The organism is Flavobacterium qiangtangense, assembly GCF_042658345.1.
GTDB lineage: Bacteria > Bacteroidota > Bacteroidia > Flavobacteriales > Flavobacteriaceae > Flavobacterium > Flavobacterium qiangtangense.
Genome location: NZ_JBHSQB010000007.1, coordinates 47,855 through 62,090, shown reverse-complemented (window position 1 = coordinate 62,090; position 14,236 = coordinate 47,855). Strand labels below are relative to the sequence as shown.

The 14,236-nt window shown below is 36.1% G+C and carries 13 protein-coding genes; 5 read left to right on the top strand and 8 right to left on the bottom strand.

From position 1 onward, the window contains the following. Positions 1-112: 112 nt before the first annotated feature. Complete coding sequence (locus ACFPVY_RS08150) at positions 113-400, bottom strand: GNAT family N-acetyltransferase (protein ID WP_379791472.1); 288 nt, start codon at positions 398-400, stop codon at positions 113-115. 13 nt (positions 401-413) lie between these two features. Next, positions 414-1,136, bottom strand: a complete 723-nt coding sequence (locus ACFPVY_RS08145; RefSeq protein WP_379791471.1) for a pirin family protein — start codon at positions 1,134-1,136, stop codon at positions 414-416. A 117-nt stretch (positions 1,137-1,253) separates the two neighbouring features. Between ACFPVY_RS08145 and ACFPVY_RS08140 the strand changes: the two genes are divergently transcribed. Together ACFPVY_RS08140 and ACFPVY_RS08135 are read left to right on the top strand one after the other, a co-directional pair. Beyond that, the gene (locus ACFPVY_RS08140) at positions 1,254-1,916 is read left to right on the top strand and encodes an alpha/beta hydrolase family protein (protein ID WP_379791470.1); all 663 of its coding nucleotides are present in this window, start codon (positions 1,254-1,256) and stop codon (positions 1,914-1,916) included. 123 nt (positions 1,917-2,039) lie between these two features. After that, positions 2,040-2,933, top strand: coding sequence for a lytic transglycosylase domain-containing protein (locus ACFPVY_RS08135; RefSeq protein WP_379791469.1), 894 nt, complete (start codon positions 2,040-2,042; stop codon positions 2,931-2,933). Between the two features lie 155 nt (positions 2,934-3,088). Here ACFPVY_RS08135 and ACFPVY_RS08130 read toward each other — a convergent pair whose 3' ends face one another. Next, positions 3,089-3,604, bottom strand: coding sequence for a DUF2892 domain-containing protein (locus ACFPVY_RS08130; RefSeq protein WP_379791468.1), 516 nt, complete (start codon positions 3,602-3,604; stop codon positions 3,089-3,091). Between the two features lie 167 nt (positions 3,605-3,771). On the opposite strand from ACFPVY_RS08130, the gene rpmH reads away from it, so the two are divergent. Next, positions 3,772-3,933 (top strand): 50S ribosomal protein L34, encoded by a 162-nt coding sequence (gene rpmH / locus ACFPVY_RS08125; RefSeq protein ID WP_008464848.1) that lies wholly within the window; start codon positions 3,772-3,774, stop codon positions 3,931-3,933. A 333-nt stretch (positions 3,934-4,266) separates the two neighbouring features. Then, positions 4,267-7,119: a carbamoyl-phosphate synthase large subunit gene (gene carB, locus ACFPVY_RS08120; protein ID WP_379791467.1), complete on the top strand. Its 2,853-nt coding sequence runs from the start codon at positions 4,267-4,269 to the stop codon at positions 7,117-7,119. A 236-nt stretch (positions 7,120-7,355) separates the two neighbouring features. Here the strand turns inward: carB and ACFPVY_RS08115 are convergent, their stop codons facing one another. From ACFPVY_RS08115 to ACFPVY_RS08095, 5 genes are all read right to left on the bottom strand, one after another. Further along, entirely contained in the window at positions 7,356-8,036 is a 681-nt protein-coding gene (locus ACFPVY_RS08115; RefSeq protein WP_379791466.1) for a DUF4919 domain-containing protein, read from the bottom strand. 122 nt (positions 8,037-8,158) lie between these two features. After that, positions 8,159-10,201: an FG-GAP-like repeat-containing protein gene (locus tag ACFPVY_RS08110; protein ID WP_379791465.1), complete on the bottom strand. Its 2,043-nt coding sequence runs from the start codon at positions 10,199-10,201 to the stop codon at positions 8,159-8,161. Positions 10,202-10,234: 33 nt separating this feature from the next. Beyond that, positions 10,235-11,383 (bottom strand): hypothetical protein, encoded by a 1,149-nt coding sequence (locus tag ACFPVY_RS08105; RefSeq protein WP_379791464.1) that lies wholly within the window; start codon positions 11,381-11,383, stop codon positions 10,235-10,237. Positions 11,384-11,485: 102 nt separating this feature from the next. After that, positions 11,486-12,031, bottom strand: coding sequence for an acyl-CoA thioesterase (locus ACFPVY_RS08100; protein WP_379791463.1), 546 nt, complete (start codon positions 12,029-12,031; stop codon positions 11,486-11,488). A gap of 12 nt (positions 12,032-12,043) precedes the next feature. Continuing rightward, positions 12,044-13,408, bottom strand: coding sequence for a DNA recombination protein RmuC (locus tag ACFPVY_RS08095; protein ID WP_379791462.1), 1,365 nt, complete (start codon positions 13,406-13,408; stop codon positions 12,044-12,046). Between the two features lie 404 nt (positions 13,409-13,812). Here ACFPVY_RS08095 and ACFPVY_RS08090 point away from each other — a divergent pair, with 404 nt between their 5' ends. After that, positions 13,813-14,205 (top strand): hypothetical protein, encoded by a 393-nt coding sequence (locus ACFPVY_RS08090; protein ID WP_379791461.1) that lies wholly within the window; start codon positions 13,813-13,815, stop codon positions 14,203-14,205. The last annotated feature ends 31 nt before the right edge of the window (positions 14,206-14,236 follow it).

The following is a 14,236-nucleotide window of genomic DNA, read 5'->3' as shown; positions in this document are numbered from 1 at the left end:
TCCCAATAGTTAAAACTTAAATGTTCTTATATGCCTTATATGGTAAAAGTAAAGCCAACCATATAAGGCATATAAGAACATTTAAGGTAATCATGTGTTTTTTGTGACTAAACTATATTCGAATTCCTGGTGGAAGTAATTCCTTATAAACCGGATTTTTCCTAAAAAACGAAGCGATTTTTGGATGTGTCGGAACTACTTTTAGTTTTCGTTCAACAGCAATAGCCATGATTTCTTTTAAAAAATCAGTCAGAAATTGTTCATTATCAAAAGCTTCCGGAAGATTTACTTTCGTCAAGAATATTTTTCGCTCTTGAAAAGAATATTCCACAGAAATTAATTTTCCATCCTCACTTTGGGTTTCAAATTGTCTTGAAAAAGTATTGTCTTTAATTTCCATAATTGTTTAATTTCTAGTTATATCGCATCGGAACTTCAATCGTCAGGATTTTTGATTTGGCTTTTGTCTTGATTTGAAAAGACTCAAAATCAATAATTCCAAAAGCATCTCTCTCGTTAATCGTCTGATTTTCAATTTCGATTTCGCCTTCAATCAAGAAAATATAAATTCCGTTTGAAGGTATTTTTATATCGTAAGTTATTGTTTGGTTTTCTTCAAAAACACCCAAATGCAAAAACGCCTGCTGGTGAATCCAAAGCGCATTTCCGTCATTTTTAGCTGCAGGAGAAACTATGTTTACGAAGGAATTCAAATTGTTTTTTAGGTCAAAAGATTTCTGGTCATATCTTGGTGTTACGTCTTCTTTTTCAGGAAAAATCCAAAGTTGCAACGTTTTTGCATTGTCCGATTGGCTCGCGTTCATTTCAGAATGTTCAACTCCGGTTCCGGCGCTCATTACTTGCACTTCGCCAAAAGAAACCGTCGCTTGATTTCCTATGCTGTCGCGATGCGTCAAACCGCCTTCCAGCGGAATCGTGATGATTTCCATATTGTCGTGAGGATGTGTTCCAAAGCCCATGCCGCCAGCAATTGTGTCGTCATTTAAAACACGAAGCATTCCGAATTGCACCATTTCTGGGTTTTGATAATTGCCAAATGAAAATGAAAAATTGGCCTGAAGCCAACCAAAATCTGCTTTTCCTCGTTCGCTTTTTGGAAACAGTCGCGTTTGCATAATTTGTTGATTAATTAAAATAATGAGAAGTGAGTTTTCAGATAAAAACCATAATTTTATACAAATTTCGTAATAAAAAGCTTTTGTTGCTGTTATGATACCGTTAAAACAATTCTGATGGAAAAAACACACGTTTATTTTATGCCAGGAATGGCAGCAAGTTCAACAATTTTTGAGCGAATTGAACTTCCAAAAGACCAATTTGAAATCCATCTTTTAGAATGGGTTTTGCCTTTGGATAAAGAAACTTTGCAAGAATATGCCGAACGAATCGCCTTGGATATCAAACACGAAAATGCAGTTTTGATCGGAGTTTCCTTCGGAGGTGTTTTGGTACAGGAAATGGGCAAAATTGTCAAAGCAAAAAAAGTAATTATCATTTCTAGCGTAAAAAGCAATGCGGAATTTCCGAGGAGAATGAAATTGGCTAAAACCATAAAAGCATATAAAGTTTTCCCGACCGGATGGGCGCAAAACGTAGAACTTTTGGCGAAACTTCCTTTTGGCGAAGGAAAAATGAATCAGCGATTAAAATTGTATGAAAAGTTTCTGTCGATGCGCGATAAAAAATATCTCGATTGGGCTTTGGAGAAAATAATTCTTTGGGATAGGGCAGAACCAGACGAAAAAGTGATTCACATCCACGGCGATGCTGACGAGGTTTTTCCGCCAAAATACATCAAGAATTTTATTCCGATAAAAGGCGGAACACATATTATGATTATCAACAAATTCAAATGGCTGAATGAAAATTTGCCGAGGATTATTTTAGAAAATTGATTAATTCGATAATTTTTACCAGACAATAATTTCGGTTTGGTTTTTGAAATAGTTATTTCAAAGATTAGCGAAAACAAAAAAAGTTTGTAGGTTTACAAAATACACTCAAAAAAGAAAAAGAATATGAATTTGATTAAGAAAACAGGCCTGATTGCTTCTGTAGTTTTGGTAAGCGGAATTTTAATTCACGCAGTTTCCAACGAAAATATAAAAGATAAAACTTCGATTGTAAAAAATCATTATTTTCCAACGGAGGTGAATTTTGCAGGAGAAAAAACGCCTTTAAATATTGCTGACGTAAAAGAACGTTTTGATAGAGAATTGCTTGTAAATGCCAATCTTGATGCCTCAACTTTGTTGATTATAAAAAGAGCCAACCGAGCTTTTCCTATCATCGAGCCAATTTTAAAGAAAAACGGAGTTCCTGATGATTTTAAATATTTGGCTGTGGCCGAAAGCGCTTTGATCAACGCAACTTCTTCTGCTGGCGCAAAAGGTTTTTGGCAATTTATGCCCGCAACGGCAAAGGAATACGGAATGGAAGTCAATGATATTGTTGACGAGCGTTATCATCTTGAAATGTCAACCGAAGCCGCTTGTAAATATTTATTAGGTGCCTACAAAAAATTCGGAAGCTGGACTTTAGCGGCAGCTTCTTATAACGGCGGACTTGGCGGCGTGAACAAACAAATTACTTTTCAAGGCGAAAACAACTATTATGATTTGCTTTTGACGGATGAAACCGCGCGTTATGTTTTTAGAATTATTGCTTTGAAAGAAATTATGAAAAATCCGGTGCAATATGGTTTTACAGTAAATCCGACAGAATTGTATCCGTTGATTCCAACTAGAAAAATTGAAATTGACAGCACGATTGAAGACTTGGCTGTTTTTGCAAAATCACAAGGAATCAATTATAAAGTTTTGAAAATCCACAATCCGTGGTTACGCGACAGAAAGTTGACAAATGCAACTAAAAAGAAATATGTTCTTGAAATTCCTACGGAAGGATATTAATTTCAGACTTCTTAGAAAGTTAGATTTTTAGACTTCTTAGACTTTCGTAAAAATAAAAAACCACTTTTAGTTTGATCTAAAAGTGGTTTTTTTTAAAGTATATTTTTTAGATAGTCTAAAAAGTCTAACAATCTAAGGAGTCTAACTGGTCTAAATTAAATTTTCTTCATCTGATCTTTCATCATCTTGATTTGATCTTTCAGCATTCCTTGTTTGTCTAATTTTTTAGCTTCCGCCAAAAGATTTGTTGCTTCGATTTTTCTTCTTCTAGACATTGCAACTCCGGCAAGATTTAATTTAGCAACGGCCAAATCCATATCCATTGAAAGTCCAAGTTCGATTGCTTTCTTGAAATATTTCTCCGCTTGCGTTAAATTTGTCTGCGAAAGCATCAATCCGTGAAGGTAATTATAGTAACCTTGTTGTTTTCTGACCAAAGACGTTTCTGGATTTTTGATGTAAGCCAACCATTTTTGAGCGCCAGCAAAGTCTTGTTTTCTTAATTTAAGGAAAGCCAAAAGGATAAATTCATTCTTGAAATAAAGCAAAATGAAGATTAAAGAGAACAAGATAAGGAAGATACCGTTTCCAATATTGTTTTCTGTAAATTGCCAAATGCCTGTGGCGATGATAAGTCCGGCTAAAATTAGTTTGATATTTCTGTGAAACATAATATTTGTGTTTAAGTTTGCAAAGGTAGTAAAATGAATTAAAAATATTTTTCAAAAACCACTTGCCAGAAAAAAAAGTCTTTGTATATTTGCACTCGGTTTTGGAACAGCATTGATTTCGAACCTATAAAAAGATATTTAACAAAGATTTTTAAAGATACAAAGCAATGAGCAAAAGAACGTTTCAACCATCGAAAAGAAAAAGAAGAAATAAGCACGGTTTTATGGACAGAATGGCTTCTGCCAATGGAAGAAAAGTCCTTGCTAGAAGAAGAGCTAAAGGAAGACACAAATTGACTGTTTCTTCTGAACCAAGACACAAAAAATAATGTTTGAATAAACATACATAAAGGCGTTACTTTTTTTTAGTATCGCCTTTTTTTATACCTTGTCGGTAAAAACCGAAGGTTCAGGGATATAGGTTTCAGGTTCAAGGGCTTTTCTTAGTGAAAGTACCGAGTTTGAAATCCAAAAAAAGAGTTTGAAGAAAAGATTTTTTTAAATTTTTCTAATTTCTCAAATCCGTGTTCAAAAATAGAAATTCAGATTATTAAAATTAAAGAATACGAGAGGTTAAGGATTTTGTAACTACCATCAAGGATTTCCTTGTGCCCAAAACCCATAACCATTTACCCAAAAATTAACTACAACAACACACAACAATGCCGAAAGACAATTCAATTAAATCAGTTTTAATCATCGGTTCAGGTCCAATCGTTATCGGTCAGGCCTGCGAATTTGACTATGCTGGTTCACAATCTGCGCGTTCTATTAGAGAAGAAGGAATTGAAGTTATCTTGATCAATTCAAATCCAGCGACAATTATGACCGATCCGTCAATGGCCGATCACGTCTATTTGAAACCTTTGACAACCAAATCTATCATTGAAATTCTTAAAGAACATCCACAAATTGATGCCGTTTTGCCAACAATGGGAGGTCAAACTGCATTAAATTTATGTTTGGAAGCAGATGAAAAAGGAATTTGGGAAGATTTTGGAGTGCGATTAATCGGTGTTGATATCAATGCGATTAATATTACCGAAGACAGAGAGCAGTTCAAACAGCTTTTGGAAAGAATTGGAATTCCTGCGGCGCCAGCAAAAACAGCAACTTCTTTCTTGCAAGGAAAAGAAATTGCACAAGAATTTGGGTTTCCGTTGGTAATTCGTCCGTCATTTACTTTGGGTGGAACCGGAGCGGCTTTTGTTCATACGAAAGAAGAATTCGACGACAAGCTGACTTATGGTTTAGAAATGTCGCCAATTCACGAAGTTTTGATAGACAAAGCTTTGCTTGGTTGGAAAGAATACGAACTAGAATTATTGAGAGATAAAAATGACAATGTCGTGATTATCTGTTCAATTGAAAATATGGATCCAATGGGAATCCACACTGGTGACTCGATCACGGTTGCGCCAGCGATGACTTTATCAGATGCAACTTTTCAAAAGATGCGTGATATGGCGATCAGAATGATGCGAAGTATCGGGAATTTTGCAGGTGGATGTAACGTTCAGTTTGCGGTTTCTCCAGATGAAAAAGAAGATATCGTGGCGATCGAAATCAATCCTCGTGTGTCTCGTTCTTCGGCTTTGGCATCAAAAGCGACAGGTTATCCAATTGCAAAAATCGCTTCAAAATTAGCTTTGGGTTATAACTTAGATGAATTGCAAAACCAAATTACAAAATCAACTTCTGCTTTATTTGAGCCGACTTTGGATTATGTAATCGTAAAAATTCCACGTTGGAACTTTGACAAATTCGAAGGTGCTGACAGAACTTTAGGACTTCAGATGAAATCTGTTGGAGAAGTTATGGGAATCGGCCGTTCATTCCAAGAAGCTTTGCACAAAGCGACACAATCCCTTGAAATTAAGAGAAATGGTCTTGGCGCTGACGGAAAAAGTTATACCAATTACGACCAAATTATTGAAAAACTAACTTATGCGAGTTGGGACAGAGTTTTCGTGATTTATGACGCGATTCAAATGGGAATTCCGTTGAGCAGAATCCACGAAATCACTAAAATCGATATGTGGTTTTTGAAACAATATGAAGAATTATATTCTTTGGAAAAAGAAATTTCAAACTACACGGTTGAAACTTTGCCAAAAGAATTATTGCTTGAAGCAAAACAAAAAGGTTTCGCAGACAGGCAGATTGCACACATGATGAAATGTCTTGAAAGCCAAGTTCACAAGCTTCGCGAGGACAAAAACATCAACAGAGTTTATAAATTGGTGGATACTTGTGCAGCAGAATTTACGGCAAAAACGCCTTATTATTATTCTACTTTTGAAGCAGAAATCGAAACTGCTGACGGAAAAAAATATACGCATAACGAAAGCATCGTAACAGACAAAAAGAAAATCGTAGTTCTGGGTTCAGGACCAAATAGAATTGGGCAGGGAATTGAATTCGATTATTCTTGTGTTCACGGAGTTTTGGCAGCGAAAGAATGTGGTTATGAAACGATTATGATCAACTGTAATCCAGAAACGGTTTCGACCGATTTTGATACGGCAGATAAATTGTACTTCGAGCCAGTTTTTTGGGAACATATTTATGACATTATTCAGCACGAAAAACCAGAAGGTGTAATCGTTCAATTGGGAGGTCAAACGGCTTTGAAATTAGCAGAAAAATTGTCTAAATACGGAATCAAAATCATCGGAACTAGCTTTGATGCTTTGGATTTGGCAGAAGACAGAGGACGTTTTTCTGAATTGTTGACCGAATTAAAAATTCCTTTTCCACAATTTGGGATTGCAGAAAGTGCTGATGAAGCTTCGGCTTTGGCAGATACTTTAGATTTTCCGTTATTAGTTCGTCCTTCGTATGTTTTGGGCGGGCAAGGAATGAAAATTGTCATCAACAAAAAAGAATTGGAGGAGCACGTGATTGATTTATTGAAATCGATTCCTGGAAATAAATTGCTTTTAGATCATTATTTAGACGGAGCGATTGAAGCGGAAGCTGATGCAATCTGCGACGGTGAAAATGTGTACATCATCGGAATCATGGAGCACATAGAACCTTGTGGCGTTCACTCTGGAGATTCAAACGCGACTTTGCCACCATTTAATTTAGGTGAATTTGTGATGCAGCAGATTAAAGATCATACGAAGAAAATCGCTTTGGCTTTGAGAACTGTTGGTTTGATCAACATCCAATTTGCAATTAAAGACGACACGGTTTATATTATTGAGGCAAATCCAAGAGCTTCGAGAACGGTTCCTTTTATTGCAAAAGCGTATGGCGAACCTTATGTGAATTATGCGACAAAAGTGATGTTAGGCCACAATAAAGTGACTGATTTTAACTTTAATCCGCAGTTGAAAGGTTATGCGATCAAACAACCAGTTTTCTCTTTCAGCAAGTTTGCCGGTGTCAACAAAGCTTTAGGTCCAGAGATGAAATCAACGGGAGAAAGCATCTTGTTTATTGATGATTTAAAAGACGATCAATTCTATGAGTTGTATTCAAGAAGAAAAATGTACTTGAGTAAATAGTATTCAGCTATTAGAATTGAGTATTGAGAAATAACTAATAAAGCCTCCGATTTGGAGGCTTTTTTTATGTTCAATTTTTGCGACAAACTGCATCACTAGCCCAGATTACACGGAAAGTCTTTTTCAGGGAAAGGTTTATTTTTGTGCTGTAAAAAAGCGACCAGAGGAAGCTCTTTTTTCAGCTTACAAAAATTACCTTTACCTAAAAAGCTTGCAGAAAAAGCTGGAAATAGCTTCTACTTATGATTAGCCAAATGTTCTAAACACGGCGAAACGTCAAAATACAATCCTTTTATATTATCGTCATTTTGTGCAACGGTCAGATAATCAAAATGTTCTATCAGATTTTGTTCACCTCCAAAACGGAAACCAAACATCGCCAGCAAGTCATATTCGTGGGAAGTATCGATGACATAAAAAGCAGTTTCTTTGCTGATTCCGTCGCCAGAACTGACCAGAGCGTCAACGATAATTTCTAATTTGATGAGGTTTTTTTTAAGTTCGTCAAATTTTTGTTGCTGCTCTAAACTGTACAGTCGGTAATTTAAAGAGCGAATATCAAGCGGATTTTCCTTCAAAGCTTGATTGGAAAGTTTGATAATTTCTGCCAAATCTTCTGGAGAAAGTGTTTCCTTATTGACAACTTCACTTAGTTTTTCAGAAGCTTCTGATGGATTATACGGACTGTATTTTGGCTGAAAAATGTAGCCGTAATACAAATGTCTTTTTTGTTGCAAAGTCATAGTTGAATCAGAAAGTTCATATTTTGCCAAAAGTTTTGGATAATAAAACTCTGATTTTTTGTCTTTTATATTTGTTTCAATAGTTTTATAATTTGGACTTTCAAAAGTATTTTCTTGGGAATATCCGTTGAAGCAAATTGTAAATAATAGCAAGAGGAATTGAATTTTTCTCATCGTTCAGTTATTGATTTTCAAAGATAAGAATTTGGTTTTTTGGCAGATAAAAATTGAAACAGAAATTTTTAAAATAAAAAAGTCCCGAGGTTAATCGGGACTTGAATTTACAAAAGGGGAAACTATTGCTTGATGAATTTTTGCGAGAATTTGTTACCTGAAAGATCTTGTAAAATCAAGATGTAAGTTCCGGTTGTCAATTCTTGAACGTTTAATTTATTGTCAGAAATTTTTGGATTAGAAACCATTCTTCCGTTGATGTCATAAACTTTTGCATCGGCAATTTCTTGTATGTCTTTCAACTGAATATTAATGAAGTCTTTCACAGGATTTGGGTACAAAGCAAATTGATTGCTATTGTTTTCTGATAAACCTAAAGTGGCTCCTTCAGTAATATTTAAAGTTTGATTTACCGCTGGATTTGTAATGGTATCAACGATCCCCGACGGCCATCTGATAATTACTTGCTGAATTGCTGTCGCTTGGCCAAGGCCAAAATGTGCGTTTAAAGAACTCATATATTTAAAACCTTCGCCACTTCTGATGTCACGAATTTGTTTTCCCCAAGTGCCATAAATTTCAACTCTAGCGCCAATTCCATTGCTATTGCTTTGAATTCCGTTTAATGCAACTTTTAGCCATTTGTTAGTATTTGGAACTGCGTAGCGAACAGTTGATCCGTTTAAAATATCAAGAAAACCGTCGTTATTTAAATCTCCAACCGCACCAACACTGATTCCGCTGTAATTTGCCGGTGAGAATGTTCCGTTTCCTTGGTTGAACATAATTTTTCCGCCACCGCCAAGAACATCAACATAGCCGTTATTGTCAAAATCATACGCCACATTGTCAATATTTACTGAAGTATTTGTGTCCCAGCCAGAACCTGCGGTGATATTCGTGAAAGCGCCCAAAGTTCCGTTTGATAAATTATTTCTAAAATATTTGTGCGTTCCAGAACTTGCTGTAATGATGATATCCATATCGCCGTCGTTGTCAAAATCTGCAATTGCAGAAGACCACGTTTGAATTGGCGTGATGTTGATTTGCGCCGCTGCAGAAATATCCGTAAAAATTCCGTTTCCATCATTTCTATGCAATTCACAAGCTGGGCCGGAACATTTTGAGATAAAAACATCAGAATCTCCGTCGTTATCAAAATCGGTCCAAAGCGTTGCATAATTTCCTCCAATTGCTCCGATACTCATCGCACCCGGGGTAACTGTTGATTGATAATACGTCAAAGTTCCCGCGCCGTTGTTCAAATAATATACGTTTGGAGCGATATCGTGACAAGAAAAAACATCTAAATTTCCGTCATTATTCAAGTCGGCAAAATTTGTTCTTTGGCAGAAAATATAGTTTCCGGGAGTGAAATTACTGTAAGCGGTTCCGGTGTTATTTGACCTCCAGACAGAAAGTCCGTCGTTTGCCCCTAAAACCAAATCGTTAAAACCATCTTTGTTGCAATCTCCCGCAGCAATACTCCAATAAGGCATTTTGCTAACGCCAGTAATTGCAAAATCAGAAATCGTGAAATTTCCTGGCGTAGATTGAAAATGAATTCTCAAATTATTTGGACTTACGCCAACGATATCGTCTTTTTTGTCATTATTCATATCGACAACACAGTAATTGTAGGCGCTGTTGACAGTGGAAATGGTTTGAGTTGTATAAGAAATTGGCGTTGGAACCGGCACAACCACAGCACCCTGAATCAACTGAAATGAAAATCCTGTCGATTGATATTTGTTGTCAAAGGCAATATAATAAGTGGTTCCGGCCACAGCGCTGAAAGTTACAGTTGACAAATAAGAATTTGTATTTCCTGAATTGCAAGAAATTACGCCGCTGTCATCGTCTCCAGCAAAACAAGTTAAGTTACCGCAAGTTCCTGTGTAAACGTGAAGGCGCGTGTCTTTACAAATGTTAACTTGCAAATCAGTAGTCACCGTCACCGAATAATTTTGAGTAGGAGTGTAGGCATACCATTCTGCCGCAGTTCCAAGTCCGGTTCCAAAACAAGATGTTGTAATCTGCGCTCCATTAACTGCGTCAATAACATAAGTTCCTGCCGTGATGGGAGTTGCGCCGGCGCACGAATTTTGGGCAAATGATAATTTTGCGCCTAACAGTAAAATTAATAATAATGTAATTTTTTTCATATTTGGTAGTTTTGTTGGTTGTTTGTAATCAGTTTATGGGCAAGAAGAAAGCGAGTTGATCCAAGCTTCCACAAGTTGCACGCCTTCTTCGTGAATGATTGTTCGTCCGTGAAGTGGCATTCTGTAAGCTTCGTTCGTTGTATTTAGCCTAAAATGCATCATCGATCGGTTGATATTTCCTGGATTTACGATTTGCGAAAGCGCTTCGTCAAAATCTTGCATATCTTGTGTTTCCACGCAAACGCCCATATTTGTCAAACCATTTTGCGCACCAGTTTCATTAAACGCAAATCGCATCGGGCGGTAATCACAATGTTGATTGGTTTGGTGACAATGTGCACAATTGATGTCCACATAAGATCTGGCGCGAAGTGAAATTGATTTTGAAACATCATTATAATCGATCACAGTATTTGCGGTAGTCGGCAAGCTAAAATTGCTTTCCAAATAGCCTTCCTGAATCCATTTTGTCAATTGATTGGCGCTTGAAGTTCCATACGTTTTTGCGAAATTTAAATTCTGAGGTTTGATACCAATCGGGATGTTTACAGAAGTCGTAATTCCATTCACAACTTGATTCGTTTTATGACAAACAATGCACTGAACTTCGTTTGGGATTCTGTAGCTTGTGCTTTTAATGACATTGTTTTCGTCTTTCCAAGAAATGTCGGTGTAACTTCCTTCTAAATCAAGAAATGCTTCGGTTTGTTCAGTATTCCAAACATAATTCGCAAAAATCCATCCTGATGCTTTTCGAATCATAATTCTGGTTTCAATGATTCTAGTGCCACCAACAGGAGTTGTATTCTGAACATTTGTATAATAAAACGTCTTGATTAGCGCTGCGCCAACTGGCAATTCTAAAACTTTTTCATCGCCATTAAAAGTAGCTGAGGTTCCGTCTGGCATCCAAACAAATCTCTTTTTGTGTGCATAATCTGTGAAAAGTGAACTTGCGGGTTCATAAGGAAGCACATTCAGCGACGGACTTTGGTTTTTTATTTCTCCGTCAAAAAAATGATAATCAGAAAGTTTTTGATAAGGAACTTGTGTCAAATCAACCGTCACTGGCGACGTTGGTTCGGGCACAGCAACATATTGGCTATCATCCGTTCCGCAAGAGAGAATGATAAAGAATAAAGATAATAATAAGTAATTTCTTAAAAAGTAGTTTTGTTTCATAGGTATATTTGAAAATATTGGGAAATATTTAGCAAATATATTATAAAAGTTAATTCAAAAAATTAAAATGAAGAAAAAGTTACTTGACTGTAAATAAAATAATTACAGCTCAATTTTTATATCCATAGATTCAATATCTCTCAACGATTCTGGAGACGTGTAGTCAAAGGTTTTCTTGATGTTTTTATTGTCCTGTTTCGCTTCTTTTCTATGTAAAGCTTCACAAAATCGTCTGACTTCTTCATGATTTGTAAGAATTAATCGAGGAACTATAGCATTTTTTCCTTCGCTATCTTTTGCCACCATCGTAAAATAAGACGAATTGCAATGTTTCACTTTTCCTGTTTGGATATTTTCAGAAACCACTCGAATCCCAATCACCATCGAACTGTTTCCCACATGATTCACCGAAGCTTTCATAGTCACCAATTCGCCAATTTCAATCGGATTTAAAAAGTCAACCGTGTCCACAGAAGCTGTCACGCAATAAGAACCCGAAAATTTTGACGCACAAGCAAATGCAATCTGGTCCATCAATGACAAGATGTAACCACCGTGAATTTTTCCGCTAAAATTGGTATTTGACGGAAGCATCAATTCTGAAATTGTGACTTTTGAACTTTTAATCGTTTTGTATTTCTTTTCCATTTGTAGTTTTTTTTAATCGTCAGATTCTTCAGAATCCGCTCTTTTTAATATATTTTCCGGCAATGCCTTTTTAGCTTTTGCGCCCATTTTTTTCAATTTTTCAACGCTGTTTATCAGATTTCCTTTTCCGTCAAAAAGCTTGTTCATCGCATTTCCATATTCTGATTTGGCTTCGTCCATTTTCTTCCCGATTTTCACCAAATCATTCACAAAACCTTCAAATTTATCATACAAAGCGCCCGCTTGTCGCGCAATCTCATACGCGTTTTCTTGCTGTTTTTGATTGGCCCACATGCTGTCAATTGTTCGCAAAGTCGCCAGTAACGTGGACGGAGTTACAATCACAATGTTTTTCTCAAACGCTTTATTATACAAAAACGCATCTTCGTTCAAAGCAATCGCAAACGCCGGCTCGATTGGAATAAATAACAACACAAAATCCGGACTTTCAATTTGGTACAAATCATGGTAATTCTTGTCGCCAAGCTGTTCCACGTGCCTTTTTATCGAATTAACGTGCTCTTTTAAATGAACCAATCGCAACGGATTATCTTCCTCATTTACATATCTTTCATACGAAACCAGCGAGACTTTTGAATCCACAACCATCTTTTTTCCGTCAGGAAGATTGATAACCACATCCGGAAAAACGCGCGAACCTTCATCATTTGTGAAGCTTTGTTGCACTTCATATTCACGCCCTTTTTCCAAACCAGATTTTTCTAAAACGCGCTCCAGTACCAGTTCGCCCCAGTTTCCCTGCATTTTGCTGTCGCCTTTCAGCGCCTTGGTCAGGTTAATCGTCTCCTTGCTCATTTGCTCGTTCATCACCTGAAGTCCCAGTATTTGCTGACGAAGCGCAGCGTGATAATCAATACTTTCCTTGTGCGTGTCTTCCACTTTTTTCTCAAAAAGATGAATTTTGTCTTGCAATGGCGAAAGAATACTTTTCAAATTCTCCTTATTTTGCTCGGTAAATTTATTCGATTTTTCCTCTAAAATCTTGTTGGCCAAATTCTCAAATTCCTTCGTAAATTTCTCCTGAAGCTGTTCCACTTCCTGTTTTTGCTCCTTATTTCGCTCCCAAAGATTTTCAAAATCGGTTTCTTTTTTCGACAATTGAATCGCCAAAGATTCCTTTTCAATCCTAATGTTTTCGCGGTCTGAAGAAACCTGTTGCAACTGCTTTTCAAACGACAAGCGCTCTTGCTGTTGTTGCAATTTAAACTGTTCCAACTGATAAATCAGTCCGTTAATTCGCTCTTCCAAACCCGCTTTTTCCGAATTAGATTTTGAAGAAAACAGTAATTTTCCAATGAAGATTCCAATAAATAAGGCGATGCAAAAAGTTATGGCGGTCAAGACGGTTTCGTTCATCAGATTTCGTTTGTAGTTCAATTAGTAAAAGTAAAAAATTAAATAGCAATCGATTGTTTTTTTTTGAAGCGAATCGTCAGGCATTTTCAGCAAAGGCAATTCCTGCTGATTGGCAGTATCTTTTATTTTTTAAAGAAAAAAATAAAAGGATACTCGCCATCATCAGGGCTATTTGAGAGTCATTTTCGAATATTTGTTATCACTTCCCAACGTTGCATAAACTCCACATTATTTAAGAAAATAATTCTTGTAGTACTTTATTTATAGAATATTCACTTTCCATAATCTTAAGTTTTTTACAACAGCATTTCAAAGTTTATTTCTGCCGTTCATCGGAAATTTTGTGTAAAAGAATTCAGATTAGTTATCATTGCGTTGCTAAAAACTATCAAAAAACTACCAAAATGCTACCACAATTATCTCCTCAACAGGTGACCAATTCGTCTATTGACTATGAATTCGTCTCTCAAGTCTTTGTCAGATTTTTTAAAATTATGCTTCGGTCTGATAAAAAAATCAAAATGATTTACTCAGATTATTCAAACAAACATTCCCTCGGAAACAATTTTTATGTCCTTAACTTTCGATTCAGAAATGCGATTTGGTACAAAATAAATAATCAGCGCACTGAGAAAAGACAATTTATTTTCTCTGAAAACGAATCTCCAGAAAACATCGAAATTATTGTTTATGGATTTTTTAGAAAAAAATCATTCAAAATGAATTTGGCAAAATCACTTTCAGAAGAAAAAGTTTTTGAAAAATTTGATAAAGTAGAAAGTCAATATTCGCTTTAAATTAATAATTGCGCTTTTTTCCATATATTTA

Bases quoted from the DNA above. Each gene is read 5' to 3' on its own strand.
- ACFPVY_RS08150 (WP_379791472.1), bottom strand. From the start codon at position 400: ATGGAAATTAAAGACAATACTTTTTCAAGACAATTTGAAACCCAAAGT.
- ACFPVY_RS08145 (WP_379791471.1), bottom strand. From the start codon at position 1,136: ATGCAAACGCGACTGTTTCCAAAAAGCGAACGAGGAAAAGCAGATTTT.
- ACFPVY_RS08140 (WP_379791470.1), top strand. From the start codon at position 1,254: ATGGAAAAAACACACGTTTATTTTATGCCAGGAATGGCAGCAAGTTCA.
- ACFPVY_RS08135 (WP_379791469.1), top strand. From the start codon at position 2,040: ATGAATTTGATTAAGAAAACAGGCCTGATTGCTTCTGTAGTTTTGGTA.
- ACFPVY_RS08130 (WP_379791468.1), bottom strand. From the start codon at position 3,604: ATGTTTCACAGAAATATCAAACTAATTTTAGCCGGACTTATCATCGCC.
- rpmH (WP_008464848.1), top strand. From the start codon at position 3,772: ATGAGCAAAAGAACGTTTCAACCATCGAAAAGAAAAAGAAGAAATAAG.
- carB (WP_379791467.1), top strand. From the start codon at position 4,267: ATGCCGAAAGACAATTCAATTAAATCAGTTTTAATCATCGGTTCAGGT.
- ACFPVY_RS08115 (WP_379791466.1), bottom strand. From the start codon at position 8,036: ATGAGAAAAATTCAATTCCTCTTGCTATTATTTACAATTTGCTTCAAC.
- ACFPVY_RS08110 (WP_379791465.1), bottom strand. From the start codon at position 10,201: ATGAAAAAAATTACATTATTATTAATTTTACTGTTAGGCGCAAAATTA.
- ACFPVY_RS08105 (WP_379791464.1), bottom strand. From the start codon at position 11,383: ATGAAACAAAACTACTTTTTAAGAAATTACTTATTATTATCTTTATTC.
- ACFPVY_RS08100 (WP_379791463.1), bottom strand. From the start codon at position 12,031: ATGGAAAAGAAATACAAAACGATTAAAAGTTCAAAAGTCACAATTTCA.
- ACFPVY_RS08095 (WP_379791462.1), bottom strand. From the start codon at position 13,408: ATGAACGAAACCGTCTTGACCGCCATAACTTTTTGCATCGCCTTATTT.
- ACFPVY_RS08090 (WP_379791461.1), top strand. From the start codon at position 13,813: ATGCTACCACAATTATCTCCTCAACAGGTGACCAATTCGTCTATTGAC.